We start from the raw sequence: 26,181 nt of genomic DNA on the forward strand, positions 1-26,181 counted from the left end.
TGTATGATTAATAATGTCGTCTTAGTCGGCCGATTAACTCGGGAAGTTGATCTACGTTATACCCAAAGTGGAACTGCAGTAGCCAACTTTACTGTAGCTTGTGACCGTAACTACCGCAATGCCCAAGGTGAAACTCAAACGGATTTCATCAATTGTGTGATGTGGCGTAAAGCTGCTGAAAACTTTGCTAAATTTACACGAAAAGGTTCTTTGGTAGGGATTGAAGGCAATATTCAAACCCGTAACTACGAAAACCAACAAGGCCAACGTGTTTATGTGACCGAAGTCTTAGCGAATAACTTTAGCTTACTGGAACCTAAGAGTGTCACTGAACAACGCCCACAAGCCAGTGACAATGGCAATAACTTTGCCAACCCAGGCAATAATTTTGCTAATGACTCTTTTGGCTCTAATCAAAGCTTTGGCGGCTATAATAATCAACAAGATTCCCCTTCAATGAATGATAACAGCTTTGGTGGATCCAATGACCCATTTGCTGGTGGAAACAATAATCCTTTCCCATCAAATGATAATGACGGATCGATCAATATCGCTGATGATGATCTTCCATTCTAGTGGAATGGACAAAGGAGGATAATGAACATGGCACAAAATCGTCGCCGTGGTGGACGCAGACGTAGAAAAGTATGTTTCTTCTGCGCTAACCATATGGACTTTATTGATTATAAAGATACCGATTTGCTAAGTCGTTACGTTTCTGACAAGGGTAAAATCTTACCACGTCGCGTAACTGGTACCTGTGCTAAACACCAACGTACCTTAACTTCAGCAATCAAGCGTGCACGGATTATGGCCCTCTTGCCATTTACCGTTGCTGAATAATAAAATTTTAAAGGAGGCTGTGATAATCATCGCAGTCTTTTTTGTACTCTTTTCTGCTGAGCGGACGAAAGTTGCCCAAGCATGACTCTAATGCAGAAATAACTTATCAACACGTGGACAAAAAATAAAGATAATTTGTCTATTATAATTGACAAAATAAAAACATTCGATTATACTGTCGTATATTACTGACAGCGCTGTGAAATTGGTGAGGTGGATGATGAATCGCTTAAAATATTACCGCACACGGGCGGGATTATCGCAAAAATCTCTAGCTGAAGAGATCGGCGTGGCTCGTCAAACCGTAAATATGATTGAAAATGACCGTTATAACCCAAGTCTCGAGCTCTGCATTGCCTTAGCCAAAGCCTTAGATACTGACTTAAATGCTTTATTTTGGGAGAAAGATGATGATGATAAAGAAGAATAGCCTCTATATTCGTTTCTTGAAATTCTTTTATGGCGTCGAAGAGATGGATGAATACCGTCTTAGCCAATGTGAACGTATGGGGAACAAGAGTTTCATTTTTCTATGGTTTTGGGAAGCCATTTTATTCCTAATCGCCCTCTTTTTCTCAGCAGACCAGTCATTACTAGCCTTTAACTTCATGTTATGGGGATCATTTTTGGGGATAGCACTGACTATAGTCTATATTCTGATCTTTTCAATGAAATTAGGTATTATGGTAAAGGAAATTGATGCCTCTGACTACACGGCCAATAAAAAGCGGATACGGAAGAAAGTCACAAAGAGTTCCCTTATCTATGGGGTCATTCTTTTTCTTTTTCAGAGTTTAGGACAAAAGGTAAAAGAAGGTACCTTTCATTTTGGCATAAGAGAATGTGTTTTTCTTTTAGTAGCAATGGTCACATTTTACCTGATCATGTATTATATGAATATGCGCTTATTAAAGAAATACGAAGATTCTTAATCTGTAAATTGTCTCCCTGTGGATAAATGAAAAGTGGATAAATTATATAGGTCTAGCTTGTGAGCTAGCCCTTTTTTGTGGATAAGTGTTTCACGTGGAACAAAAAAACACAGTAGATTTTCACTTGTGGATAAATCTGTTAATAAAACGAATGTTCTAGCTTGAAACCTTGCTACTAAGGCCTTTGTCATTGTGGATAAGTGTTCGGCTTATAAGTGTTCTGCTAGGAATAAAACTATTTTCGATGGTCTTATCCACAAGTGGATATCATTTACTCACAGTGGATAGAGTTCAGAGTATTTTAATTATTAAGCTTGTGGATAAGCTATAAGATTGACTCAAAGGAAATCCGTCTAAGTTGAAACCTATTACCTATTTCATTCATCATTCATCGTCTAGTCTATGGCTAGGTGTATGTAATGGTTATTTCTGGATTGGGACTTCTTTATAACTTGACTATAATCTTTTTAGCTATTGTTTTGCTTATTTGTAGAGAACTTTCTTTATTACTTAGTAAATAAGAGATGATTAATTGAGTACAAGGTGTGCTGTTGTTTTATTAATAATATTAGCTGGGGTTTTATTGGGTTATTAGCTTTATATACTACTTACTCTTTTTCATTTAAGATAAACCTGTAAACTACTAAGTTAAATAAATATAGATAGAGCTATTGGCTATGGAATACCTTCTTCTTTTTTTGAGTTAATGACTTTATTAATATTTTGATTAAGCTAGTAGTACATTATAAGGAAAGCATTTAAATGAAAATTTATTTCCAGAATAAGTCGTAGTTTAGTTAATAAGGATACCTCTGCCTAACTACTAACTGACTTATGTTTCACGTGAAACATCTCTACTTTGAATGCTTCTTTGTAATTTAGAGTATAGTCCTTCCTTGTCTTGCTCTTGTTTAATTATATAAATTCTTTCTTATCCTAAGGCTATTATCATCTTGCTTGTTGTTTTTCTTTTTGAGGGTGGGTGGATCAATTTGATTTTACTTTATTTCTGTCTTACGACTTTAACCATTTGGATGCCTTTTGTAAGAACGCTTATCCCTCCCCCAATAACCTCTATTCTTACTAGATAGGTATATCAGACTGCTATAAGGATTGAATAGGCCTATATAAATAATCCAATATAATTCAATATCTATTTATTTTACAGAGTTGTTCCACGTGAAACATGTAATTTCTCTGTTTAACAGTTTTATAATTTTCATATATAAATGTTTCACGTGGAACATCATACAGTTATTTGAGAGATTGTTTACTTTATATAGTGGCTTGATTTTAAAGGAGCTAATAACTATAAAATAAAGAGGCATATTTTTAGTGTTAAGTTTAACCATTTGGTGCTTAGCTTATTGCATCATTATAGTTCTTGTTATACAGACTTGTTATGTTTAGTGTTGGGAAATTAAGCTATGGAACAGTTAAAAAAAGTGTGAAACAAGGCATAAACAGATTGTAAATTAAATAAACCCTTTTAAAAGTCCTATTGTTTCACGTGAAACAATGAATATAAATGAGCCTGGGACAAAAGTCCCAGGTTCTTTTTAAAACACGAACTATCTATTCAAAACGTGCTCCAAAAGTCAGCCCTGACGTCCACTTCACGAACTATGTGCGATAGTTTTGCAACTATCTACCACATAGTTCGTTCGCTCCAGTGGTTCAGAGCTCTTTTGACTTTTGTCACACTCTCAATATGAGCAAAGGTTTACAAGATTTTTTAGTAAAAGTAAGTTATGAAGCTCATATACTTATATACGTACGCTCGATCCATTTGTTAGTTAAAGCTAAGTAATCGTCTATTTTTAGAATGTTTCACGTGAAACATTCCATTATGTAGCAATTTTTCTCCTACATACGACGAATATTAATAGCTAATTAATCTAATCCATTCTAAAGGAGAGGCACTATACTGATAAATTACTATCTATTAACTAACCTATATAAAGAATAGAAAGCAAAAAGATTTCTGTATATTTACATTGCTATTGCTCTTAGTACTAGGTTATTCGTATAAGGCTTTATAAATTAATTATATGATTAGTAATTAGTAGCTTTGGTTGCATTTATAACTAGTCTGTACTTCTGATAAGGATAATTGTTTAGTCTCCTTTCTTGATTAAGGTAAATAACTTATAGTATCTACTAATTTGCTTATGGATAAGACCTATGTAAGGAGATTAGATTATTGATAGGTCTTTTAAGACTTAAGGTTAAAGTCTTCCTAGCTTTATACAATTGTAGTGATAAGTTTCAGCTACTAGTCTTATATAGAAATAGGTGTCTGAATTCCCTATTTAGATATCGCTTTTAATTTATATTTGCAAATTCAGAAATAAGAAAGTATGTTTCACGTGAAACATTTCTGTAAAATCAAGATATTCCTTTATAGGCAGGGCTCCTTTTATATCTTCTTATATAAAATAGAAGATATTTCTACCGTTCAGGTTTAATAACTTGTATTGATTATTAAATCTAGGCTTGAACTCTTAAAACTTACCTTATTCCGATGACAGCTTTTTAAATGAAACTAATGCTTCTTCCCCCACCGATCCCTACAGCCTCATATAGCCCAAGAATAGGAAATCTTTAGAATTTATTAAAAATATGGTAAAATAGAGGATGTATGTATACTTTTATCGTTAACTACAAAGGAGAAAAATATGAAAGATAATAAACATAGTGGACGTCTGTCCAATATCTTAAATCAATCCAATATTTTTGTGCCTTTGGTTATTGCTGCCATCTTAGTTTTCCTAGCGGTAGGGATGTTAATGCATAACAATCCCTTAATTGCCATGATTTCATTTCTTTTGGTTATTTTTGCTATTATTCTAGTTTATGTGGCGTTCAGGTTGATTGAACAGGAACTGAATAAGCAGGTTTATGATCTCACTGATGATATTCAAACCATTGAAAATGAAATTCTTTTACAGATCCCCCTAGGAATTATTTTGTTTGAAGAGGATGACACCATACGTTGGATGAATCCCTATATGCAAAATTACTTTAATAGTAGTGATACTTTAGGCAATAAGATTGATGACGTGGATAGCGTTTTATCCGATATCTACCACCAATTAAAAGAAACGGATGAAGATGATGTCACAGGCCACCCAATTTCCTGGGATGACCACTACCTCTCTGTGGGACTTTTGGAAGACCAAAATGCCATGTATATGCTAGATATCACTGAGTATGGTCGTATTGCAGATGTGGCTGACAAGAACCGTCTAGTCATTGCCAACATCTTAATTGACAACTATGACGAAACCATCGCTTCCTATTCCGACCGGCGGAAATCCACAGTGGATAACTTTATGACTAAGCAATTATTCGCTTGGGCTAAGAAGTTTGGTTCTTTTATCAAGCGTTTGGATGATGACCGTTTCCTCTTAGTCACTACTTATGGGGAATTGATGGAAATGGAAGAAGATCGCTTTTCAGTCATCGATACCATTCGCGAGACGACCTCTAAGGGAAACTTCCCCTTGACCATTTCCATGGGGATTTCTTACCAAGAGGAGGATGACGAAGCCCCAGATATTGGTAAAATTAACGAAATTGCCCAATCTAACTTGGATTTAGCCCTCAGTCGTGGGGGAGACCAAGTGGTGATTAAGATTGAAAGCGAAAAAGCGCGTTACTATGGTGGGAAAACCAACCCCATGGTAAAGAGAACACATGTTCGCTCTCGCCAAATCGCAACCACCATTGCTCAAATGATGCAACAAAACGAATCCATCTTTGTTATGGGTCACGATTATCCGGATATGGATGCCATCGGGGCCTGCATTGGGATTCGACGCATTGCCGAGATGAATGATCGCAAGTGTCATATTATTATCGATGAATCGCGGATTAATTCTGATATTGAGAAGTTACTGGTGGAATTGCGTAAGGACGAGGTCATTAATGAAGCGATCATTAGTCCCCAAGAGGCTGAAGAGCTGATTGAACACAATTCCTTACTCTTTATCGTTGATGTTCACCGGCCTTCGATTACTACCGCACCGAAGTTGATTGATATGGTGAATGGGGTTGTGGTTATCGACCACCATCGTAAAGGGGAAGAATATCCTGAGAATGTCCTCCTAGAGTATATTGAACCCTATGCCTCATCAACCTGTGAGCTGATTACCGAGTTCTTTGAATATCAAAATGCTTCCTCTAAATCCATTAACCGGATTGAAGCAACGACTATGTTAGCTGGGATTATTATTGACTCCAGAAACTTTACCCTAAGAACGGGATCACGGACCTTTGACGCCGCTTCTTACTTAAAATCCTGTGGGGCCGATTCAATCCTGATTCAAGAGTTCCTCAAGGAGGACTTATCCGAATACATTAAACGGAATGAATTGATTGAAAGTGTCGACATCATGCCACCTTACTATGGGATCGCTGCGGGGGATGATGACACGGTCTATTCCACAGTGACTGCAGCTCAAGCTGCTGACTCCTTACTATCCATGAATGGCATTGTGGCTTCCTTCGTGGTCTTCTTAAGGGAAGACAAGCGGGTAGGAATCTCTGCTCGTAGTATGGGGAACGTCAATGTTCAAACCGTTATGGAAGAACTTGGTGGTGGTGGTCACTTGTCTAATGCCGCTACCCAAATTTCTGATGTTAGTGTCAGCCAAGCCCGTGAGCTTTTAGTTGATGCGATTAAGAAACAAAGTGAGGAAGACTAGGCAGGGAGACTGTCAAAAAAGCAGAGTTTTAACTTTTATTATATAGGAAGGAAGATAATCAACATGGGACAGTCTGGCTCTTGTTGATTATTTTCTTTATCAGGAAAGTAGGTAATTATGAAAGAGAATATTATCCAAGTCGACCATTTAAATATTGCTAGTGACCAAGGGGCTATTATTAAGGACTTATCCTTTTCCATTGCAGCGGGTGAATTCGTCGGGATCAAAGGGCCTTCCGGTTCAGGAAAGAGTACCTTATTGAAATACTTGGCCCAATTATATGACCCGGCTTTACAAGTTTCCGGCACCTACCAACTAAATGGCCAAGCGATCGAGGATTACCCACCAACCACTATTCGTAAACAAGTTTCCTACTGTTTCCAATCGCCACAATTATTTGGTCATACCGTCAGGGAAAACCTGGCTTTTCCTTTTGAAATTCGTGGGGAGGATTTTGATGAAGACTTAGCCAAGCGCGGCTTAGAAGCTATGGCCTTGGATACGCAATTTATCGATAAGGAAATTGACACCTTATCAGGCGGGGAGAAGCAACGGGTGGCTTTAATTCGGAACCTCTTTTTTGAACCCAAGGTGCTCTTATTAGATGAGATTACCAGTGCCCTGGATGCCAAGTCCCGTGACCTGGTCTGGTCCTGGCTAAAAGATTATCGCGCTAAACACCAGGTAACCTACTTGATGGTTTCTCACATTGATTCCGAACATGAGATGACCGACCGAACGCTGACCTTATCAGCTACGGAAAAAGCGCCAGCTGATGAAGATGAATCAGCCAGCCAAGCAAACCTAGGGGGTGAAGTGGGTGAATAGTATGCTCCAAGCTAACCCCCTTTCCCTAGTTCTCAGTGCGGGTCTGGTGGTGATTAGCCTCTACATTTCCTACCGCCAACGCTTAGACTTAGAGAGCGAACTGGTCACTTCCGCTTTTCGAGTGGTCCTGCAGCTCTATCTGGTGGGTTTAGTCCTTTCCTTTATTTTTGATATCAACCACCCCCTCCTGACCGCCACTTTAATTGGTCTGATTATTATTAATGCGGCCTTTCACGCGGCCAAACGGGGACAGGGGATTGACCATGTTTTTTGGATCTCGCTCTTAGCCATTAGCTTTACGGTAGTCGGGACGCTTTCCTTACTAGTCCTAGCTGGGGCCCTGGCTTTTACGCCTTCTCAGGTGATTGCCTTAGGAGGAACCATTGCTGGGAATTCCATGACGGCTCTGGGTCTAGCCTATGGGCATTTACTGACTACTTTCGACCAAGATAGCCAAAAAATCCAAGAACGCTTAGCCTTAGGAGCCAATCCCAAGCAGGCGTCCATGGGAATAATCCGCCAAGCCATGCAAAAGGGGATGCGGCCAACCTTGGACAAAGCCTATGCGGTGGGGATTGTGACCTTTCCGGGGACTATGAATGGTTTGCTCTTTGCTGGGGTAGAACCTAAGACTGCCATTATGTACCAGATGATGATTATGTTCACCCATATCTCAACGGCAACCATCGCTTCTTACGTGGCCACCCACTTTGCTTATCAGAGTTTCTTTGATGGCCGGCAACGCTTAAAATTAAGCGGCCATAGCCAGGATTAGGAGGAGGAATAGCATGGAAAATGTAAGCATGACCCCAATAGCCCTAGCCTTTTCTTTTTCTTTAGTATTGATTAGTTTAGCGATTTCTTATTTTAACCAATTGAAGTTAGAGAAGGCGATCTTGACGGCGGGGATCAGAATTGTTATCCAATTGTCGATTGCAGCATTGATTTTTCAATTTATTTTTACTAAGGATAATTTTTATTTATCTGCCCTCTTATTACTGGTGATGTTAGTGATCGCGGCTTGGAACGCCTCTAAGCGCGGTGGGCAGATCAAGGGGCGCTTTTGGATTGCTCTGGTGACCCTGATGGTGACAGAAGGGGTGACGCTCTTTGTCTTCGTGGGTTCAGGCGCAGTACAGTGGGCTCCCTCTCAAGTGATTCCAATTTCGGGGATGATTATTGGCAATGCCATGAATGCGGTAGGTTTGGTCTATTCGGACTTGTTGACCTATTTTAGTGACCAGTCGCAGGCCATCTTGGAACGTTTGGCATTGGGTGCAAGTCCCCGGCAAGCTTCCCAGGGATTGATCCGGCAAACCATTGCTGATGGAATGATTCCGACCATTGATGGCGCCAAGACCACGGGGATTGTTACTTTGCCCGGCATGATGATGGGACTGCTCTTTGCGGGCGTTGACCCCATGACAGCGGTCCTCTATCAGAGTATTGTCATGTTCATGACCCTATCGACTGCGGCGATTACCACTTTTGTGTCTTCCTTATTAACTTATCGCAAGTTCTTTACCGACCGCGAGCTCTTGATTCGCCGGCATTCCTCCGATAAGTAAGTGGAAAACAAGGCCAAAGCTTGAGCTCTGGTCAATTCTTTATTAGAATAAGATTATGTTTATTCGTGAACAGGCCCAATACTCAAAGCCTGTTAGCTATGAGACAAAGAAAATTACACAAGGAGGCTTAACAATGAAAGTCATTTTTCTACAAGATGTGAAAGGCCAAGGTAAAAAAGGCGAAATCAAAGAGGTAAATACCGGCTATGCGCAAAACTTCCTCTTCAAGAAAGGTTTAGCCAAGGAAGCCACCAAGTCAGCCGTTTCTGCCTTAGAAGGAAAGAAGAAAGCCCAAGCTAAGGAAGCTGCTGAAGAACTCGCAGAAGCTAAGGAATTGAAGAAAAAATTGGAAGATGAAGACACCATCGTGGAAGTCAAAGCCAAGGGTGGCGAAGATGGCCGTCTCTTCGGTTCGGTGACCTCTAAGCAAATCGCCCAGGCCTTGAAGAAACAATATGATATCAAGGTCGATAAGCGTAAAATTGACCTGCCTGAACCGATCCGGGCTTTCGGTTACCGGAATGTTCCGGTTAAATTGCATACGGATGTGGAAGCGACTATCCGTGTCCACATTGTTGAAGAATAATTAGCCGCCGTCTTTGAGAGCCAGGACCGGGGGATTTCACCCGACTGGCTCTTTTTCTTGTCTTTTTGACAGAGAAGGATTAGTATATGGTATTCGCAAAAGTTCATGTATAATAGTAGGGATCGGATGAGAAAGGATGGTCTGAAGCGATGGCAGATGAAAATTTAATCGAGCGCATTCCGCCCCAAAGTATTGAAGCGGAACAGGCAGTCTTAGGGTCGGTGTTCTTGGATCCTGAGGTTTTTCCTGCTGTCAATGAATATATCGAGCCCCAAGACTTCTATAAACGAGCCCACCAACTCATCTTTGAAAGCATGCGGCAGCTGAACGAAGACCAAGAGGGAATTGACGTGATTACGGTTCAGGATAGCCTCTTAAGTCAAGGTATGCTGGACAATGTTGGTGGGGCAGACTACCTCTTCGAACTGGCAACCAATACCCCAACCGCCGCCCACGCGGAATACTATGCCCAGATCGTGGAACAAAAATCGATCTTACGGAAATTAATCCATGCCTCCAATGAAATCTCAAGGGAGAGTTACGAAGAGCAATCGGATGTCATGGACATCTTGGACCATGCCGAACGCTCGATTTTAGATGTTTCTCAGAGCCGAAACCGCAGTGGTTTTGTCCATATTGGTAAGGTCTTGAACCAGTCCTTGGATACTATTGAAGAATTATCCAAGAATAAGAAGTCAATTACGGGGCTAGCCACCGGTTATCCCGATTTAGACCGCATGACGGCGGGGCTCCATGAAGACGAATTGATCATTATCGCCGCCCGCCCTGGGGTAGGGAAGACGGCTTTCGCCTTAAATATCGCTCAAAATGTTGCCACTAAACAAGGCGCAGTGGTAGCTCTCTTCTCCCTGGAAATGGGGGCTGAATCTCTGGTTAACCGGATGTTATGTGCCGAGGGCAGTATTGATGCGGGTCGCTTGCGGACGGGGCAATTGCTGGAACAAGAGTGGTCTGATTTAATTGTGGCCATGGGGGCCCTGGGGTCTTCGGAAATTTATATTGATGATACTCCCGGTAACCGGATGGCAGAAATCCGGGCCAAGTCCCGTCGCCTTTATCAAGATAAGGGAAAATTGGATTTAATTGTGATTGACTACTTGCAGTTGATTGAAGGGAGCCGGCGGAGCGAAAACCGCCAACAAGAGGTTTCGGAAATTTCCCGGCAATTAAAGAAATTAGCTAAAGAACTGTCTTGTCCCGTAGTTGCCTTATCCCAATTATCGCGGTCCGTGGAACAGAGACAGGATAAACGCCCAGTTCTTAGTGATATCCGGGAATCAGGATCCATTGAACAAGATGCCGATATCGTGGCCTTCCTCTACCGCGAAGACTATTATGAGCGTGAAGATGGGGAAGAGGGCGAAGACCAGGATGAGAATAATATTATCGAAGTTATCATCGAGAAGAACCGTGCCGGGGCTCGGGGAACCGTCAAGTTGATCTTTACCAAGGAGTTTAATAAATTCTCTTCAGTCAGCTTTAGGGATGAGGAAATAATGTAATGACTTAGCCTTGTATGGCTACAATTTTTATTGTAATTGCGCCACCCTATAAGAAAATTGCAATTTTTGACTACTTTTTACTCCTAAAATGAAAAAAAGTCTTGCATTTTAGGTCAAACAGGAGTAACATTATAAAGGTAGTCAACGGATCCTTAGCTCAGTTGGTAGAGCAACGGACTCTTAATCCGTGGGTCGAGGGTTCGAGCCCCTCAGGATCCATTTATGAATCTTACGAGATTTGAATAGTGCTCAAAACCTTGGTAAATCAGCGTTTTGGGCATTTTTCTTTGCAATGGTTTTTGACCGTTTTCAGCGGTTTCACGCAAATATCACGCAAATATCACGTAAAAATAGAGGTCTTAAACCTTACAGCCCCAAGGGGTTTATAGAAAAGAATGAATGAGCGGTCATAAGCACCGCTTTTTTATTGCACTTTTATCCTTTTTGGTCATAAGAAAAAGACTATCAAAGGGAATGACTTTATCAACTTAATAATCGCACTTATTAAGTTAGTCACAACTTTGATAGACTTGATAAAAAGTTTTTATTAACTTCTAAACGGGGGCTTATTCGCTCCCACCTCTTGCTTTAATTATATCACGATAGGGAACAAGCGACAATATGGCAGGTTAGTTAAAAAAGTTGGTCATGTGTTCCTAACCTAGTTAAGGTTACTATCCCTTTTTGATCAATATAAATAATTAGCGTATCACCATCAACATGAAGTTCTTTATACCCTTGCCATTCTCCCTTTAGATTATGAAGCTTATACTGATTAATTAAGATCTCTATTTCTTCACTAGCTATCAAGCGTATAGCCTTATCAATTTTAGTCATGGGATAGTGCTTTTTCTTGTAACGTTTATAATCCCGCTTGAAAGCACTAGTAAATCTAATTTTATTCATTAAGTGCCTCTAGTAAATCATCAACATTATCATAAGTTTTTAGTTGGTCGCTTTCCGCTTCTGCCCGGGCTTGTCTGTTCTCAATTTGCTTCTTTGTCGCTGGTTTGAACGGTAATTCGCCACTATTCACGGAATACTTAATAAATAAGGTGATTGCTGTTGTCAGATCAAGCCCCATATCTTCAAAAGTTGCTTTAGCTTGCTCTTTTAAATCGTCATCAACTCTAATATTGATTCTAGCCATATAAATATCCTCCTTTATCATTATTATATACCAATGTTATCCCACTGTTAACATATTTAGCTCAAAGAAAACTACTTACACTAACGACTTCGCACGATTTGCTCACGATTTAATGTTGATATATCAGCCTTTTTAACCATTTTCGCACGATTATTGACGTAAAAAACCACCGTGAACATCTGCGGTGGTTAGTTAATGTTGTATCCCTCTTTTTTTAGTCTTTCTCTTGTTCTTTTGTGGATTTCTGCCCATCGTTTTGCGCCGATTTTTCGGTCTTCTTCTGTTCTCGGGGGACGTGTTTCAGCATTATATCTAGCTTGAATAATTTCTGCTACTTCTTCTTTTGTAAGTTTATTTACATTTTCCATATAAGCTATTCCTTTTCCTAGTGCTGGTTTCTTAAATACTTTTTCCTGTATTCTTCAACTTTTTTTAATCTTTGTTCTACAATTTTGCGATCTTCTTCGGTTTCTGGCTGCAAGCTTTCGGCATTATATCTTGCTTGAATGATCGCACCAACTTCTTCATCTGTAAGTTTATTAACATCTTCCACGGCTTTTACTCCTTGCTTATTCAATCGTTATGCCTTTTTTCTGCAAGTTTTCTTTAACCATGGCGTCAATCTTGGCCATTCTTTCTTTAGCTCTTTGGCGCTGTTCCTCTGTCTCTGGCTGACGGCTTTCAGATTTAATTCTAGCTATGTATTCTTCTTCTAGCTCTTTTCTAGTTAGTTTGTTAGGGTCTTTCATGGTTTCTTACTCCATATCCTGACAGTAAATTATTTAAATTGAGCCATGTCAGGGAATTCTTTATCAAATAATTCTTTTTCTCTGGCCGTCAATTTAGTGGGATAGTCTGACCAAAAATTATAGATTTTCTGCCTGTCAAAGCTAAAGAGAAACGGGCCAAAACTTCCCTCTATATAGTCAATCTGCCATATTTTAGATTCTGGGCTGTTCTTATACCAGTCAGTGAAGCCCTCTAAATGACTTTCCTCAAAAATAGTTTGATCATCTTCATAATATTCATTATCTAGCATGACTTTTCCTCTTTATCTCGTCATTAATTCTTATGTTAATTCTAGACATATAGACAAGCTCCTTTATCATTACTATTTACCAATGTTATACCAGCATAGCTTATTTGTACTAATAATAGGATTTTGGCATTGATATCCCTGAATTTACATAGAAAAAAAGCGGTCTAAAGACCGCTCAAACATTGAATTATCAACTGCATACATTGGGCTAATAACGGCAATTATTAGCTTAATAATTGCTTTAATCCAATTTGTAACAATGCTATAGTAATTTCACAAAACGGGCACTTAATGCACCCAACCTTTACTTTTATTATATCACGTTAGTAAGCAGGCAACAAGATTATCAAAATAGAGAAAAGCAGGATATTCTGCCACTACTGGTCGAGAGTGTGACCAGTCATCAAAACTCAGTCTCCCTGCACAATAAAGTTTTCTTATATTAAGCAAAATTATTCTTTACTTTTCCATGTGAAAGTTGTAACATATAGAGGTGACAGTTCGCTGTCACATACCATATTCATTGTGGTCATTCGAATAAGGGTAGCTTGTTGGTATCTGATGAAAATTTTCCTTGGGTATTTCAATAGGCTACCTCTTTTCGTATTTCTAGGTTTTTAGCGCGACTATTAAGTCACATACAATAGTCTTAACTCACACACTTTGGCTCTTTAAGTCCTTTAAAAGATTGCTTTACTTTTCCATGTGAAAGTTATAACATAGTAAATGAAAACGGATACAAAAAAGGAAGATTTGAAAGGAAGCTGTATCATGACTTATCGTATGATTCTTAATGAGCGTTCTTATTTTGGGCCGGGAGCCATCCAACATATTCCAGAAGAGTTTCGCGGCAAGGATTTGACCAAGGCGGCTGTCATTACTGACCGGGGTCTAGTGGATGCAGGTGTGGTTAGGCGAGTGACCGACCTATTAGATGAAAATGATATTCCCTATGATGTTTTTGACCAAGTGGAAGCCAACCCAAGTGTCAATACGGTGAAGGCTGGCGTCGACTTTGTCAAAGAAAGTGGGGCGGACTGCATTATTGCTATTGGTGGGGGATCCTCCATGGATACTTCTAAGGCAGTGGGAATCATTATGGAAAACCCAGAATTTGCCGATGTGGTTTCACTGGAAGGCACTGCACCGACTAAAAACAAGGCCATAATGACCTTTGCGGTACCAACAACAGCAGGAACTGGGGCTGAAGTCACTATCAACTATGTGATTACTGATACCGATAATAAACGGAAATTCGTCTGCGTTGACCCTAATGATATTCCTGATATTGCCTTTGTGGACAGTGAAATGATGATGTCCATGCCTGCCAAATTGACGGCGGCGACCGGGATGGATGCCTTGACCCATGCTATTGAAGGTTATATTACCCCGGGAGCCTGGGAAATGAGTGACATGGTCCATATCAAGGCCATTGAAATGATCGGGCGGTCAATCCGCAAGGCGGTTGAAGGAGATCCGAAAGCCAAAGAAGACATGGCAAGCGCTCAATATATCGCAGCCATGGGTTATTCTAATGTTGGCCTAGGACTGGTCCATGGAATGTCTCATCCACTGAGTGCTTGGTACGGCATTCCTCATGGTCAAGCCAATGCGATTCTTCTGCCGGTTGTGATGCGCTATAACAAAGACTACACAGGAGAAAAATTCCGTGACATTGCCAAGGCACTGGGTGTAGAAGGCACCGATAAGATGACCATTGAAGAAGCCCGCGATGCCGCTTGTCAAGCCACCTTATCCATTGCCAAAGATGTCGGCATGATTGCTAAGTTAAGTGACTTGGGAATGAAAGAAGAAGATATTCCATCGGTCGCTAAGGATGCCATGGAGGACGTCTGCACCCCAGGTAACCCACGGCCAGCCCAATTAGATGAAGTCATTGAACTCTATCAAAGTCTGATGTAGGACTTTTTACTAAATTGTTTATATAATCGAGGTCATTCGAATACAGGTAGCTGAGAAGAGTACTATTTCATTGTTTCGCTTACTCAGCTACCTCTTTCTAACTAAAAAGACCCTGCGTTGAATAGGGTCTAGAAAGAAATTTGCTTCACTAATGAACTTTTTCTAATAAAAAATGTTCTTTTGTTTATTTATTTACATAAACAACATCTAATATTTACTATAAATTTACAATCGAATGCTAAAGTAAGAGTGTAAGATTATTCGACCTCTATTTTCTCAAGTGTCCTTCTTTAAATGATTGGCAAATTATTTAATGTTTGAGAAAAGGTTATCTTATACCGCTTCTGTTGCAACCCTCCCCATGCGACAGGGGCTTTTTTTAATGGGATTGATAATCATCGTCCTCATAGTACTCATGGTTGTAGGCATCACCCAAGTAGTCACCTGCTTGGTCGGGGCTGGCTTGGCTATGGTGGATTTGGAAGACTTTTTCGGGGTTCATTCGCGCTTCATCCCGTTGGCGTTTAACCTTATCTTGATTATAAATATGAATATTATGGATGAGTTTGATAATTGGCCGCATGACAAAAGAGAAACCTCCAATTAAAAAGAGGGTATTGCCATAAATAGCGGGCGCGCCAAAGAAGTTACAAATCGAGCCGATAAAATAAAGACTCCCGGTAAAAATATCATTAATTAATGAAATAATGGTATAGACGTTCTGAAAATATAAACGCAGGGGCCCGATCTTGACCACGATGTCCTCTGCTTCTGAATTTTCTTCATAGGTTTTTCTTTTTAATTTTGCCATTGAAATCCTCCTTATATCAAAGATAGGCGATAAGTTTAGGATAGTCAATGAGACCCCGCCTAACTAAAAGCGAGAGAGGAAGACGCTAAGGATATTAAAAGTCTCTTTAACAATAAAAAAAGCGAAGCCCTGCTTACCCTGGTCCCACTCTCCTATGGGGGTAGGGTATTTTTCTTGGCTTCGTTTTTAATGAGGAAGAAAATGTCTTATTGATTTAAGAATAATTAGTTATAAATTGTTTCGTCCTTTGTTGTGAGTGTCGCATTCTTTCAAACCTGCTCCAAGCGCAGAGCAAGCGTCCGCTTCACTAAAGTGCATGAAATTCTTTTCAAGAATTTCTGCTCTTTAGCTCCAGCGATCTTGCTCTTTATTGCGCTTGTCGCACTCTAACCAAACCTGCTCCAGTCACAGGACGAACGTCCACTTCAAAAACCGGTAACGCTCAGCTTTGCTGAGCTTATCCCGGTTTTTTCCAGTGGTTTCGTCCTTTGTTGTGCCTGTCGCACTCTTTTCTCTAGCTTTCGAGTATTCTTAGTACTTGGTCGACGTCCTTATCACCACGTCCAGATAGGGTGACGAGGAGGATTTGATCGGCAGAGTATTGGGGGGCGAGTTTTGCGGCTAGGGCGAGAGCGTGGGAAGACTCTAGGGCCGGGATGATTCCTTCTGTCCGTGAGAGCAGTTGGAAGGCGGCTAGGGCTTCGTCGTCAGTGATGGCAATATACTCAGCCCGGTGAGTGTCTTTGAGGTAGGCGTGTTCTGGTCCTATGGCTACATAGTCCAGCCCGGCCGAGATAGAATAACTTGGCTTGGTATTGCCTTCCTCATCGACTAGGCAGTAGGTATTCATCCCGTGCTCGATCTTGATGGAGCCTAAATTCAAGGTAGCTGCTGTCTGATCGCTGTCCAGGCCCTTACCGCCCCCTTCAGCCCCGTAGAGTTTGACGGTGGGTTCATCTAAGTAATGGGCGAAAGACCCGATGGCGTTTGACCCACCCCCGATGCAGGCAACCACCGCGTCAGGTAAGCGACCTTCACGTTCAAGAATTTGGGCCTTACTTTCCTGGCTAATCACACTTTGGAAGTGTTTGACCATGCTAGGATAAGGGTGAGGACCAACGGCTGATCCGACTAGGTAATAGGTGTCTTGGTAATTTTCGATCAGGTCTTCAAAGGCAGCATCCACGGCTTCTTTAAGGGATTGGGCCCCTCTTTTGACGCCAACCACCTTGGTTCCCATCAGTTCCATTCGGAAGACATTTAATTTCTGCCGTTCCACGTCCTTTTGCCCCATGTAAACCGTACACTCCATGCCAAATTTAGCGGCTACGGCTGCTGTTGCCACCCCGTGTTGGCCGGCACCGGTTTCAGCGATGAGCCGTTTCTTGCCCATGCGTTTAGCGATCAGGACTTGACCAATGGTATTATTAACCTTGTGGGCGCCGAGGTGGTTGAGGTCTTCGCGTTTGAGGTAAATTTTAGGCCCGCCCAAATGCTTAGTGAAGTTTTCAGCATAGTAGAGGGGGTTCTCCCGCCCCACATAGTCGCGCAGGTAGAGGGCGAGTTCTTGCTTGAAGTCGGGATCGTCCTTGATCTCTTCATAGAAGTCAGCGATCCGGTCCAATTCTTCCTTAATAATCTCTGGGACATAGCAGCCCCCAAATTCACCAAAAAATCCATTGTTAATTTCTGTCATCCTTATTTCCTCCAAATCTTATTTTTGTAAATACTTTTGCTTGGAGTCTAAGACGCACTGAGACGACAAAAAAACCGCATAGACTTTCTATGCGGTCGCGCTTCTTTGGGTCACACTCGGCATAGACTCCTTTAACTTCAAGGGTAATAAAGTGAGTCTAAACCGATAAAAGTTCGCTCACTTCCTATGCCATTTTTGCCAGCTTTGGAATGCGTTCTTCATGATGTGACCTCCTTGTTAAATCTTGCTAATATCATAGCCAGTTTATCCGACGGAGTCAAGTGAAAATTTAAAATTTATAAATTATGTTTCTACTTAATTAAAGCGGAATCCCTACAAGACCCAGTTTTACTTCTTTACCCGGGCACTTTGAGGCAGACCGAAGAGCTTGATAAAGCCTTCTGCATCATTTTGGTTATAAATGGAATCTTCATTAAAGGTGGCCAGTTCTTCCCGGTAGAGGCTATCAGGACTAGTTACTCCAGCATCAATGATATTGCCCTTGTAGAGTTCCAGTTTGACTTGTCCATTAACATGACTTTGGGTGTGGTCAACAAAGGCTTGCATGGCTTGACGGAGTGGGGAGAACCAGAGCCCATTATAGATAAGTTCGCTGTATTTTAGGGCCAAGATTTGCTTAAAGTGTAGGGTATCCCGGTCCAGAGTCAGTTCTTCGAGCTTCTCATGGGCATGGAAGAGGATGGCGCCTCCTGGAGTTTCATAGACTCCTCTGGATTTCATCCCTACCAAACGGTTTTCCACCAGGTCGAGGATACCGATCCCATTAGCCCCGCCTAATTGGTTGAGGGTTTGGATTAAGGCAATCGGATCTAATTTCTTTCCGTTAACGGCCACCGGGTTACCCGCTTCAAAGTCGATGGTGATCGGAGTGGCTTGGTCGGGCGCTTGTTTGGGACTCACACCTAGCTCTAAAATGGCTTCATAGTCAGGTTTTTGGCTAGGGTCTTCCAAGTCCAGGCCTTCATGGGAGAGGTGCCAGAGGTTTTCATCTTTGGAATAGTTGGTTTCCCGGGTAATGGGAAGGGGAATGTTGTGGGCTTCAGCATAGTCAAAGGCTTCTTCCCGAGAAGAGATTTCCCATTCCCGCCACGGAGCAATGATGGTCATATCTGGATCGAATTCCCGGATCCCTAGTTCAAAACGGACTTGGTCATTGCCCTTACCGGTACAACCGTGAGCAATAGCATCGCAACCCTCTTGGTGGGCGATTTCCACCATCCGTTTAGCGATCAAAGGACGGGCTAGGGCAGTCCCTAAGAGATACTTGTTTTCATACTTGCCCCCAGCACGAACTGCAGGGTAGATGTAGTCGGTAATGAGTTCTTGGCGGAGGTCCTCAATATAAATCTTGGAAGCCCCGCATTTAAGGGCCTTGTCATGGATAAAGTCAAAATCATCTTCTTGGCCGACATTGGCGGTCATGGCAATGACTTCACAGTTATCATAATTTTCTTTTAACCAAGTGATGGTGACTGAGGTGTCTAAGCCTCCGGAATAGGCGAGTAATACTTTTTTAACCTTTGCTTTCATGGAAAATCCTCCTTAAATTTCTAAAATTTCTCTTGTTATGGTGCCCTTTAGCCGGCTAGGACCAAAACGCTCATCGAATCTTTATTGAGGGATAAAATGAAAAAAGCCCACCTCTAATAAGAGGCGGACTTATCCACGGTACCACTCTAATATTGCAAAATACTTGCAATGCTTGACATGGTAACGCCTGGGTGGCGGACTTAGCTAAGGATTCACTAAGTCATCTCAGCAATGCGTTTCCCACTAGGTTTTTGAGAACTTTCCACTAACGTTCCTCACTTTACAAATCCCCTAGCAGTACTCTTTGCTTCATCGATTCTATGATTAATTTGAGATTATTATAGGGACAATTAAAATAATTGTCAAATATATTTATAAATTATTTTGTTTTCTTGATCATTCGTTTAAATCACTTCAGCATTCAAGCAAGTTTGGAAATGGTTGAGGGCCCATTCATGGCCTTGGGGGTTGAAGCTAGCTACACAGTCTTTATGGATAACGATCTTAAAACCTAAATTATAAGCATCAATGGCGGTATGGAGAACACAAATATCGGTGCAGACTCCTACAATATGCAATTCTTCAATATGACGTTCCCGTAATTTGATCAATAAATCGGTTCCCGCAAAGGCTGAATAGCGGGTCTTAGGCATGAAATAGACCTGGCTATTGTCCTTGTTGTCCTCATAGACCTGAGCTAATTGACCGTAGAGGTCTTGGCCATGGCTACCAACAATATTGTGGGGTGGGAAAAGCTTGGTCTCTGGATGGTAGGGGTCACCTTTATGGTGGGCATCAATGGCAAAGACCAGGAAGTCTCCCGCTTGGATAAATTCTTCACTGAGGCGACTAATGGCCCCTTCAATGGCTTGGGCAGGTTTTCCGCAAGTGAGACTTCCATCACTCGCCACAAAATCATTGGTATAGTCGACGTTAATTAAGGCTCTCTTCATTGTAATCCTCCCTAAAAGGTACTTTTTGCAAATGCTTTTCCTTATTATAAAGCATGCCTTTGGATTGTGAGGCTAGCAAGTCATTTTTGTAACCAGAAAGTAATAGATTGGGACAGTTTTCGCCCGAAAAGAAGAATAATTGCCTTTTAAGTAATCATCGCTTATGCTTTTTAAGGGAGAGTGATAAGATGTCCTGGTTGCTAGCCATTATGGTGGTCGTTTTACTAGTATTGTCCGCCTTTGTGCTACCTCAAAACTTATTCAAGAAAAAGCTATCAAAAAAAGAACAAAAAATTATTTCTGGACTCTTTGTTTTGGGATTAGTGGCTCTGGCCCTGTATGTGGAGCCTAGTCAGACTAATGACCCTGGCGGAGAAGGGAGCCAGTCTCAGACCTCTTCTTCAAGTCAGGAAGATAAAGCGCCGGGCCAAGCGGACAACCCTTTTCCCAAAGGAAGTCAGGCTAATCCTAGCGCCCGACCCAGTGATGAAGAAGTCCAAGCCCTACGCGAAGAAATCCACCACAGCATTCCCCAGGTGCCAGAGGGACAGACTTTTCTGGTGGTCAATAATAATGTCCCTCTCTTTATCAGCAGTGAATTGGAGTTGACGACTGCCCATGCTAACTACGGGGATTTGGATTTCTTGCAGCGGGTGACTGGGGCTGAAGGTCTCTTGGGGGTGGAACTCATGCCCGATGATGCCCGCGAGCCCCTGACCAGTGTGACGCCTACCGGTTGGCGGCAAAAGTCCTACGTCAATGTCCCAGGTGGCTGGCTCTATAACCGCTGCCATTTGATCGGCTACCAGTTAACCGGTGAGAACGCCAATTCTAAGAATTTGATGACAGGAACGCGTTGGTTTAATACTGAAGGCATGCTGCCGATTGAAAACTATGTGGCGGCCTATATTGAAGAGACTAACCACCATGTCAGATACCGGGTGACGCCAGTCTTTAACCAGTTTAACCAATTAGCTTCTGGGGTTTATATGGAAGGCTATTCCATTGAAGACCAGGGCCAAGTCCAGTTCCATATCTTTGTCCCTAACCGCCAACCCGGAATTACTATTGATTACCTGACCGGTGAGAGCCAAGGCCCCGCTGGACCGCAAGCAAGTGGAGACTTAAGCCCCTAAGTGAAGCTCTTTCCTCCTATTTAAAAGAGCTTAAGCCTGGCTGTGGTTGGTGTAGGCCTGGAGGAAGAGGATGCCGATGCCTAGAGCTGTGAGTGTCATGGGAATGAAAATGGTCCAGATGCCTAGCCAATTTTGTCCCAGACTGATGGCTAAGACGCCAGTAAAGTAGGAGAGAATAATAGCGATGAAATAAAAAATATTACTTTTGGCGCTAGCTTTGACGGTGGCGTTGGGATAGAGGAAGTAGTCAAAGAGGTTTTCGGTGAGCCGTTTAAAGTTACCCGACATCATGGTCGGGGTGTAGTTAGTCCCTTCCAGCGAGCGGAATTCCTCAAATTGGGCTGCAGTTGAAATAGTCAAGAAAGCCGTGGCGAGCAGGTGGTGGCCAGTTTGACTAATCCAAGCCACGACAGCCATGGCTAAAAAGGAAATAATCAAGACCAGGGCATTGCGTCTGATCTCGTGAGAGGGATCATCATAATGAAAATGAAGGATACGGGTCAGGACAGTGCCGATCATAAAGAAAATAATCGAGACGAAATAGGGTGGTAGGTCAGCAAAATGCCCCTGTCCCAAGTTGACTGCCATGCGGATGAGGTTCCCACTTTGAAAACCAGCAAAAACCCCCTTGTGGTTGAGATAAGAATAAGCTGTTTGTCCCCCGCTGGACATGGTCAGTAAACAAGAAAAGAACAGCTTTTCAGCGAGTTTTTGTGTCTTTTTCATGGGATCGCATCCTTTCGTTGTTTTTCCACTTAGCATTATAAACTTTAGCACTAAAATAATGCAATAAATGCTGAATTTTCCTTAAGATCCGCTTTGAAAATTCACTTTTAGGGGGAACTGTGCCATAATAGAGGTTAAGAATTTTGCCATAAGGAGTCTAAAGTATGCAAGAATTTGCGGTTATCATTCCAGCCTATAAACCTACCCAAGACTTGATCCCCTATGTCGACCAATTGCTCCAAGCCGGCGTCCCGCAAGTAGTGGTCGTTAATGATGGGAGCCCAGAAGACTGCCAAGCCATCTTCGACCAAGTCGCTGAACGGGATCGGGTAGACGTTTTGACCCATCTTATTAATCGTGGGAAGGGAACTGCCTTAAAGACCGCCTTTGATTTTGAATTGAAACATGGCCAAGACTATAAGGGCTTTGTCACTGCGGATGCGGATGGCCAACATACCGTCAAAGATGTCTTAAACATTGGAAAAACGCTAGTAGACCACCCAGATGTGTCCTTTGTCTTGGGTAAGCGGGATTTTGATCAAGACCAGGTGCCTTTTTTGAGCCGCTTAGGTAATAAAACCACAACTCGCTTCTTTGACTGGCTCTTTGGTTACTGGATTACCGATACCCAAACCGGTTTACGAGGAATTAACGCCAAAGAATTGCTTTGGTTGATCGATTTACCTGGGTCTAAGTTCGAGTATGAAATGAATATGTTGATCGTGATGGCGAAGCGAGAGCTTCCCTACTTAGAAGAGACCATTGAAACGGTCTATGAAGAGGACCGGACCACCCACTACCATCCTTTCCGGGATAGCTGGCGGATTGCCAAGGTGCTTATTGATGGCAAGCGGTCGGGTGAGGATGAATTGATTTAGTCAGCTTATTCTTTTACAAATCTTGGGAGTCTGGCTATAATGAAATTACAGTAACTCTCCAAAGTGTAGCCGATGAAGAGGTGAGGATCATGGTGGTCTTTAAGCATAATACTTTCAAATGCGCGCCAGGATTACTAGGAGAGCTATTGCCTTTTTTAACACCAATGAATAAAGAGATTTTAACGAGCTTGATCTGATTGAGCTCGTTTTTTCTTTGTTCTCGGAAGGGAGTGAAGGATTTGGAATTAAGCCCAATCATTTCTCAACAGAAAGGTTAAGGTGATCCAAATGCCAATTAAGGCCGTATCTCGCTACTAGGCGTTACATAGTATTATGAAAATAATTAATCAAACATACCTTGTTACAGTTAGAAAAAATTTATTCTCTAGGTTTAGAAAAAGTGTCTTAATAAAAAAGTATAATATCAGAAGTATTACCGAGGCTATGACTGGGATCATGGCCTCTTTTTACTGCATTGGTGGTCACTAGCCGCTAGATTGGCGAGTGGGTGGAGATTTCGGGGGCTAATTTCTCCTATCTTTTCCTAGATATGTTACAATCGATGGGAAAAGTTAGAAAAGGGGTGCACAATTGCAAGAAAGAACCACTAAGCAAACACCAACGATGCAAAAGAAGATTCTAGAAACTGCTCTCTTAGCGGGGCAGATCATGTGCGAGAGTAATGCAGAGTCTTACCGGGTGGAGGATACCATGAACCGGATTTTGACCTATTCCAAGGCCTCCTATGCCGTTGCGGTCTCATTCTCTACCAGTATTTATGCCATTCTAGATGACCCTAATTATGCCAGCGGGGGCTTTGCTGGGATCAAGCGGATTACTTCCCGGTCCAATAACCTCAATAAGATCTCCAAGGTGAATACCGTTTCCCGGGCCTTGCTTGGTGGCAAGATCAGCATGGATGAAGCCTACCAAGAGCTCACGATCATCCGCCAAGCCTCCAATCAATATTCAACTTGGGTATCTTCCTTGGGAATTATTGGCTTAGCTTTAAGTTTTTCGGTTTTATTTGAAGGTGGGCTGGTAGAATTTATTGCTTCCGGAATAAATGGAGTGATCCTCTCCTTAATGACCATCCTAACTGATAAGTATTACATCAACCACGCCCTCTCCAATGTGATCCAGTCCTTGGTAGTCACTTTGGCGGCTTATTTAATGCTCTTCCATCTCTTCCCAGAAATGAATGTGGCCACCGTTATTGTGGCTACCCTTATGCCCATGGTGCCGGGGACGGCGATTACGAACTCCTTGCGGGATATTTTCCGGGAAGACTATATTGCGGGGTCGGCCCGGGCCATGGAGGCCTTCTTTGAAGCCTTGATGATTGCTATTGGTTCCGTGGTCGGCTTAGCGATTTTAGGGGGGTTATCACATGTCTAACTATCTTATCCAACTGATTGCTGCTTATTTTGTCGGTATTTCTTGCTCCATTTCTGTCGAAGAGCCCCGTAAGATGATTTTAAAAACCTCAATTATTGATACTGCCGGCTGGGCCTTGTATTTATTGTGCCTGGACTTCTTCAATATAGGGACGGTTTTAGCCACCTATATTGCCGGCCTTTTGATTGCTGGGATGTCTCACTGGTTTGCCCGCCTCTTCCATGAACCGGTGACGGTCTTCTTTATCCCGGGTTTCTTTACCTTGGTGCCTGGGGGTGGCATGTACCGGACCGCCTTCTTCCTCTTCCAAGGGGACATGTCGCGGGGGCTGTCGGAATTATCGACCACGCTCTTTATTGCCCTGGCCATTGCCCTAGCTGTTTTTACTACTGATACCCTGGTATCTATCATCTTCAACCAACACCTGCCTAAATTTATTCGCCGTAATCGACGGATGAAATTTAAGTAATAATAGACAGATAAAAAGGCCAGCTCGAGACCTCTTCAGGGTCTTAGCTGACCTTTTTATTATGGATTAATTTTGGTTAGGCTTTTATGCCGTCGTTTTCGATATAGCTGGAAACGATGGTAGCCATCCCTTTAGCAGCAACGATAAGGGCGCCTTCATCCATGAAGAATTTTGGATGATGGTGAGGGTAAGCGGGATGAGCATCTTGGTCATCACTTGCACAGCCAACCCATAAGAAAGCACTTGGGACCTCTTTCGCATAGAAGGCGAAGTCTTCGGAAGGTGGTTGTGGTTGGGTAGCTTCCACTTTCTTCAATTCAGGATACTTGTTATCTTCTAGGGCTTTCACAGCAAATTCAGTCACTTCAGGGTCATTGTAGAGTACTGGATAACCTTTGAGGTATTCGAGTTCGACAGTGACACCAAAGCTGGCTTCTAAGCCTTTCACCTTAGCCTTGATTTCTTTTTCAATGGTTTCGCCGACTTCCGGTGACATGGAACGGACGTCGCCAGAGATTTTGACTTGGCCGTTGATGGCATTAGCGGCACCGGCAGCGTCGAAGTTTCCGATGGTAATGGACCCCACATCGAAAGGATTGAGGCGGCGGGAGACGATGCTTTGTACTTGGGTAACGAAATAAGCACCGGCAACGATGGCGTCGTTAGAAGTATGTGGTGAGGAAGCGTGTCCACCTTCCCCTTTAATGGTAAGGAAGAAGTTATCGCGACCAGTTTGGGCATTACCTTCTTTATAGTAGATACCACCTACAGGCATGTTACTCATCACGTGCATACCGAAGACATTATCTACCCCGTCTAAACAGCCAGCTTCCACCATGGATTTCGCACCACCAGGGCCTTCTTCTTCAGCGTTTTGGTGTAGGATGACAATCTTTCCTTGCCAGAGGTCTTTTAATTCGATGAAGGTCTCAGCGAGGATCAATAAATAAGCCGTATGACCGTCATGTCCGCAGGCATGCATGGCATCGGTTTTTGAAGCGAAGTCAAGGCCAGTGTCTTCTTTAATAGGTAGGGCGTCGAAGTCGGCGCGTAGGGCTACGGTCTTGCCTTCCTTGCCTGAATCAATTGTTACCACGATTCCATAACCATTACCGACATTACGTTCAACCTGACAATCTAGATCTTTATAGAAGTCAGCAATATAATCTGAAGTCCATTCCTCTTCAAAAGATTTTTCCGCATGTTCGTGAAGTTCACGACGAATTTCAATCATACGGTCATTCTTTTCCTCTAGTTTTTCATAGAGTGTATCTAACAATTGACTCATATTTTTTCCTCCTTGGTAATTTGTTATCTTATGTTAAGATAAACTTATTATAGGTGCTTTGTTAAATAAAGACAAATAAGTTTGGTTATAAGGGTCCCAGATAGCCAAGCCTCTTAGACCTTGATAAAATAATCATGTAGTAAAAAACAATCAAAAAACGGCCCCGTGGCCAAG

The 26,181-nt window shown here is 42.2% G+C and carries 27 protein-coding genes, 1 tRNA gene and 1 other annotated feature; of the genes, 16 read left to right on the forward strand and 12 right to left on the reverse strand.

Translation table 11 applies throughout. The annotated features are described in order from the left end of the window. Positions 1 to 3: 3 nt before the first annotated feature. The 11 genes from ssb (at position 4) to DBT50_RS00130 (ending at position 11,208) form a co-directional block, all read left to right on the forward strand. Positions 4 to 576: a single-stranded DNA-binding protein gene (gene ssb / locus DBT50_RS00080; protein WP_060779015.1), complete on the forward strand. Its 573-nt coding sequence runs from the start codon at positions 4 to 6 to the stop codon at positions 574 to 576. A 27-nt stretch (positions 577 to 603) separates the two neighbouring features. Then, entirely contained in the window at positions 604 to 843 is a 240-nt protein-coding gene (gene rpsR / locus DBT50_RS00085; RefSeq protein ID WP_013669454.1) for a 30S ribosomal protein S18, read from the forward strand. Positions 844 to 1,063: 220 nt separating this feature from the next. Further along, on the forward strand, positions 1,064 to 1,273 hold the full coding sequence (locus DBT50_RS00090) for a helix-turn-helix transcriptional regulator (RefSeq protein ID WP_111852474.1): 210 nt from the start codon (positions 1,064 to 1,066) through the stop codon (positions 1,271 to 1,273). Then, positions 1,257 to 1,775: a DUF3278 domain-containing protein gene (locus tag DBT50_RS00095; RefSeq protein ID WP_181566128.1), complete on the forward strand. Its 519-nt coding sequence runs from the start codon at positions 1,257 to 1,259 to the stop codon at positions 1,773 to 1,775. Before DBT50_RS00090 ends, DBT50_RS00095 begins: the two co-directional genes overlap by 17 nt. 2,678 nt (positions 1,776 to 4,453) lie before the next feature. After that, positions 4,454 to 6,484 (forward strand): DHH family phosphoesterase, encoded by a 2,031-nt coding sequence (locus tag DBT50_RS00100; RefSeq protein WP_111852476.1) that lies wholly within the window; start codon positions 4,454 to 4,456, stop codon positions 6,482 to 6,484. Between the two features lie 117 nt (positions 6,485 to 6,601). Next, positions 6,602 to 7,312 carry an ABC transporter ATP-binding protein gene (locus DBT50_RS00105; protein ID WP_111852477.1) on the forward strand — a complete coding sequence of 237 codons (711 nt, stop codon included), beginning with the start codon at positions 6,602 to 6,604 and terminating at the stop codon, positions 7,310 to 7,312. 1 nt (position 7,313) lies between these two features. Beyond that, on the forward strand, positions 7,314 to 8,087 hold the full coding sequence (locus DBT50_RS00110; protein WP_224785074.1) for an ABC transporter permease: 774 nt from the start codon (positions 7,314 to 7,316) through the stop codon (positions 8,085 to 8,087). 13 nt (positions 8,088 to 8,100) lie between these two features. Further along, positions 8,101 to 8,880 (forward strand): ABC transporter permease, encoded by a 780-nt coding sequence (locus DBT50_RS00115; protein WP_111852479.1) that lies wholly within the window; start codon positions 8,101 to 8,103, stop codon positions 8,878 to 8,880. A 133-nt stretch (positions 8,881 to 9,013) separates the two neighbouring features. Beyond that, positions 9,014 to 9,466 (forward strand): 50S ribosomal protein L9, encoded by a 453-nt coding sequence (gene rplI, locus DBT50_RS00120; protein ID WP_111852480.1) that lies wholly within the window; start codon positions 9,014 to 9,016, stop codon positions 9,464 to 9,466. A gap of 149 nt (positions 9,467 to 9,615) precedes the next feature. Then, the gene (dnaB, locus tag DBT50_RS00125) at positions 9,616 to 10,989 is read left to right on the forward strand and encodes a replicative DNA helicase (RefSeq protein WP_111852481.1); all 1,374 of its coding nucleotides are present in this window, start codon (positions 9,616 to 9,618) and stop codon (positions 10,987 to 10,989) included. Positions 10,990 to 11,135: 146 nt separating this feature from the next. After that, positions 11,136 to 11,208: transfer RNA gene (locus DBT50_RS00130), tRNA-Lys, on the forward strand. Between the two features lie 414 nt (positions 11,209 to 11,622). On the opposite strand, the gene DBT50_RS00135 is transcribed toward DBT50_RS00130, so the two are convergent. The 6 genes from DBT50_RS00135 to DBT50_RS00160 form a co-directional block, all read right to left on the reverse strand. Further along, positions 11,623 to 11,895: a type II toxin-antitoxin system RelE/ParE family toxin gene (locus tag DBT50_RS00135; protein ID WP_111852482.1), complete on the reverse strand. Its 273-nt coding sequence runs from the start codon at positions 11,893 to 11,895 to the stop codon at positions 11,623 to 11,625. Beyond that, complete coding sequence (locus DBT50_RS00140; RefSeq protein WP_060778044.1) at positions 11,888 to 12,139, reverse strand: type II toxin-antitoxin system RelB/DinJ family antitoxin; 252 nt, start codon at positions 12,137 to 12,139, stop codon at positions 11,888 to 11,890. The genes DBT50_RS00135 and DBT50_RS00140 overlap by 8 nt, the downstream gene beginning before the upstream one ends. 188 nt (positions 12,140 to 12,327) lie before the next feature. After that, the gene (locus tag DBT50_RS00145; RefSeq protein WP_111852484.1) at positions 12,328 to 12,507 is read right to left on the reverse strand and encodes a histidine kinase; all 180 of its coding nucleotides are present in this window, start codon (positions 12,505 to 12,507) and stop codon (positions 12,328 to 12,330) included. Positions 12,508 to 12,524: 17 nt separating this feature from the next. Further along, a complete protein-coding gene (locus DBT50_RS00150; protein WP_111852485.1) occupies positions 12,525 to 12,692 on the reverse strand; it encodes a histidine kinase in 168 nt (55 codons plus the stop codon). A gap of 16 nt (positions 12,693 to 12,708) precedes the next feature. After that, a complete protein-coding gene (locus tag DBT50_RS00155) occupies positions 12,709 to 12,888 on the reverse strand; it encodes a histidine kinase (RefSeq protein WP_111852486.1) in 180 nt (59 codons plus the stop codon). Between the two features lie 29 nt (positions 12,889 to 12,917). Further along, positions 12,918 to 13,178 (reverse strand): DUF7675 family protein, encoded by a 261-nt coding sequence (locus tag DBT50_RS00160; RefSeq protein WP_111853457.1) that lies wholly within the window; start codon positions 13,176 to 13,178, stop codon positions 12,918 to 12,920. 771 nt (positions 13,179 to 13,949) lie between these two features. Here DBT50_RS00160 and fucO point away from each other — a divergent pair. After that, positions 13,950 to 15,101: a lactaldehyde reductase gene (gene fucO / locus DBT50_RS00165; protein WP_111852488.1), complete on the forward strand. Its 1,152-nt coding sequence runs from the start codon at positions 13,950 to 13,952 to the stop codon at positions 15,099 to 15,101. A gap of 379 nt (positions 15,102 to 15,480) precedes the next feature. On the opposite strand, the gene DBT50_RS00170 is transcribed toward fucO, so the two are convergent. The 4 genes from DBT50_RS00170 to DBT50_RS00185 form a co-directional block, all read right to left on the reverse strand. After that, positions 15,481 to 15,912, reverse strand: coding sequence for a YrhK family protein (locus tag DBT50_RS00170; RefSeq protein WP_111852489.1), 432 nt, complete (start codon positions 15,910 to 15,912; stop codon positions 15,481 to 15,483). Between the two features lie 514 nt (positions 15,913 to 16,426). Then, on the reverse strand, positions 16,427 to 17,608 hold the full coding sequence (gene trpB / locus DBT50_RS00175) for a tryptophan synthase subunit beta (RefSeq protein WP_111852490.1): 1,182 nt from the start codon (positions 17,606 to 17,608) through the stop codon (positions 16,427 to 16,429). Positions 17,609 to 17,956: 348 nt separating this feature from the next. Next, positions 17,957 to 19,159, reverse strand: coding sequence for an argininosuccinate synthase (locus DBT50_RS00180; RefSeq protein WP_111852491.1), 1,203 nt, complete (start codon positions 19,157 to 19,159; stop codon positions 17,957 to 17,959). Positions 19,160 to 19,275: 116 nt separating this feature from the next. Next, positions 19,276 to 19,481, reverse strand: a binding site (T-box leader). 82 nt (positions 19,482 to 19,563) lie between these two features. Next, a complete protein-coding gene (locus DBT50_RS00185) occupies positions 19,564 to 20,112 on the reverse strand; it encodes a cysteine hydrolase family protein (protein ID WP_111852492.1) in 549 nt (182 codons plus the stop codon). A 188-nt stretch (positions 20,113 to 20,300) separates the two neighbouring features. Here DBT50_RS00185 and DBT50_RS00190 point away from each other — a divergent pair, with 188 nt between their 5' ends. Then, entirely contained in the window at positions 20,301 to 21,248 is a 948-nt protein-coding gene (locus DBT50_RS00190; RefSeq protein WP_111852493.1) for a DNA/RNA non-specific endonuclease, read from the forward strand. Between the two features lie 30 nt (positions 21,249 to 21,278). Here the strand turns inward: DBT50_RS00190 and DBT50_RS00195 are convergent, their stop codons facing one another. Next, entirely contained in the window at positions 21,279 to 21,974 is a 696-nt protein-coding gene (locus tag DBT50_RS00195; protein ID WP_181566129.1) for a YoaK family protein, read from the reverse strand. 164 nt (positions 21,975 to 22,138) lie between these two features. On the opposite strand from DBT50_RS00195, the gene DBT50_RS00200 reads away from it, so the two are divergent. The 3 genes from DBT50_RS00200 (at position 22,139) to DBT50_RS00210 (ending at position 24,719) form a co-directional block, all read left to right on the forward strand. Beyond that, positions 22,139 to 22,852, forward strand: coding sequence for a glycosyltransferase family 2 protein (locus DBT50_RS00200; RefSeq protein ID WP_111852495.1), 714 nt, complete (start codon positions 22,139 to 22,141; stop codon positions 22,850 to 22,852). Between the two features lie 591 nt (positions 22,853 to 23,443). Further along, on the forward strand, positions 23,444 to 24,250 hold the full coding sequence (locus DBT50_RS00205) for a threonine/serine exporter family protein (RefSeq protein ID WP_111852496.1): 807 nt from the start codon (positions 23,444 to 23,446) through the stop codon (positions 24,248 to 24,250). Continuing rightward, positions 24,243 to 24,719 carry a threonine/serine exporter family protein gene (locus DBT50_RS00210; RefSeq protein ID WP_060777500.1) on the forward strand — a complete coding sequence of 159 codons (477 nt, stop codon included), beginning with the start codon at positions 24,243 to 24,245 and terminating at the stop codon, positions 24,717 to 24,719. Before DBT50_RS00205 ends, DBT50_RS00210 begins: the two co-directional genes overlap by 8 nt. 76 nt (positions 24,720 to 24,795) lie before the next feature. Here DBT50_RS00210 and DBT50_RS00215 read toward each other — a convergent pair whose 3' ends face one another. Further along, positions 24,796 to 26,007, reverse strand: coding sequence for an amidohydrolase (locus DBT50_RS00215; protein WP_064292231.1), 1,212 nt, complete (start codon positions 26,005 to 26,007; stop codon positions 24,796 to 24,798). Between the last annotated feature and the right edge of the window lie 174 nt (positions 26,008 to 26,181).

The organism is Aerococcus tenax (genome assembly GCF_003286645.3).
Taxonomy (GTDB): Bacteria; Bacillota; Bacilli; order Lactobacillales; family Aerococcaceae; genus Aerococcus; species Aerococcus tenax.

Excerpts from the sequence above, each read along its gene's own strand:
- ssb (WP_060779015.1), top strand. The coding sequence starts at position 4 with ATGATTAATAATGTCGTCTTAGTCGGCCGATTAACTCGGGAAGTTGAT.
- rpsR (WP_013669454.1), top strand. The coding sequence starts at position 604 with ATGGCACAAAATCGTCGCCGTGGTGGACGCAGACGTAGAAAAGTATGT.
- DBT50_RS00090 (WP_111852474.1), top strand. The coding sequence starts at position 1,064 with ATGAATCGCTTAAAATATTACCGCACACGGGCGGGATTATCGCAAAAA.
- DBT50_RS00095 (WP_181566128.1), top strand. The coding sequence starts at position 1,257 with ATGATAAAGAAGAATAGCCTCTATATTCGTTTCTTGAAATTCTTTTAT.
- DBT50_RS00100 (WP_111852476.1), top strand. The coding sequence starts at position 4,454 with ATGAAAGATAATAAACATAGTGGACGTCTGTCCAATATCTTAAATCAA.
- DBT50_RS00105 (WP_111852477.1), top strand. The coding sequence starts at position 6,602 with ATGAAAGAGAATATTATCCAAGTCGACCATTTAAATATTGCTAGTGAC.
- DBT50_RS00110 (WP_224785074.1), top strand. The coding sequence starts at position 7,314 with ATGCTCCAAGCTAACCCCCTTTCCCTAGTTCTCAGTGCGGGTCTGGTG.
- DBT50_RS00115 (WP_111852479.1), top strand. The coding sequence starts at position 8,101 with ATGGAAAATGTAAGCATGACCCCAATAGCCCTAGCCTTTTCTTTTTCT.
- rplI (WP_111852480.1), top strand. The coding sequence starts at position 9,014 with ATGAAAGTCATTTTTCTACAAGATGTGAAAGGCCAAGGTAAAAAAGGC.
- dnaB (WP_111852481.1), top strand. The coding sequence starts at position 9,616 with ATGGCAGATGAAAATTTAATCGAGCGCATTCCGCCCCAAAGTATTGAA.
- DBT50_RS00135 (WP_111852482.1), bottom strand. The coding sequence starts at position 11,895 with ATGAATAAAATTAGATTTACTAGTGCTTTCAAGCGGGATTATAAACGT.
- DBT50_RS00140 (WP_060778044.1), bottom strand. The coding sequence starts at position 12,139 with ATGGCTAGAATCAATATTAGAGTTGATGACGATTTAAAAGAGCAAGCT.
- DBT50_RS00145 (WP_111852484.1), bottom strand. The coding sequence starts at position 12,507 with ATGGAAAATGTAAATAAACTTACAAAAGAAGAAGTAGCAGAAATTATT.
- DBT50_RS00155 (WP_111852486.1), bottom strand. The coding sequence starts at position 12,888 with ATGAAAGACCCTAACAAACTAACTAGAAAAGAGCTAGAAGAAGAATAC.
- DBT50_RS00160 (WP_111853457.1), bottom strand. The coding sequence starts at position 13,178 with ATGCTAGATAATGAATATTATGAAGATGATCAAACTATTTTTGAGGAA.
- fucO (WP_111852488.1), top strand. The coding sequence starts at position 13,950 with ATGACTTATCGTATGATTCTTAATGAGCGTTCTTATTTTGGGCCGGGA.
- DBT50_RS00170 (WP_111852489.1), bottom strand. The coding sequence starts at position 15,912 with ATGGCAAAATTAAAAAGAAAAACCTATGAAGAAAATTCAGAAGCAGAG.
- trpB (WP_111852490.1), bottom strand. The coding sequence starts at position 17,608 with ATGACAGAAATTAACAATGGATTTTTTGGTGAATTTGGGGGCTGCTAT.
- DBT50_RS00180 (WP_111852491.1), bottom strand. The coding sequence starts at position 19,159 with ATGAAAGCAAAGGTTAAAAAAGTATTACTCGCCTATTCCGGAGGCTTA.
- DBT50_RS00185 (WP_111852492.1), bottom strand. The coding sequence starts at position 20,112 with ATGAAGAGAGCCTTAATTAACGTCGACTATACCAATGATTTTGTGGCG.
- DBT50_RS00190 (WP_111852493.1), top strand. The coding sequence starts at position 20,301 with ATGTCCTGGTTGCTAGCCATTATGGTGGTCGTTTTACTAGTATTGTCC.
- DBT50_RS00195 (WP_181566129.1), bottom strand. The coding sequence starts at position 21,974 with ATGAAAAAGACACAAAAACTCGCTGAAAAGCTGTTCTTTTCTTGTTTA.
- DBT50_RS00200 (WP_111852495.1), top strand. The coding sequence starts at position 22,139 with ATGCAAGAATTTGCGGTTATCATTCCAGCCTATAAACCTACCCAAGAC.
- DBT50_RS00210 (WP_060777500.1), top strand. The coding sequence starts at position 24,243 with ATGTCTAACTATCTTATCCAACTGATTGCTGCTTATTTTGTCGGTATT.
- DBT50_RS00215 (WP_064292231.1), bottom strand. The coding sequence starts at position 26,007 with ATGAGTCAATTGTTAGATACACTCTATGAAAAACTAGAGGAAAAGAAT.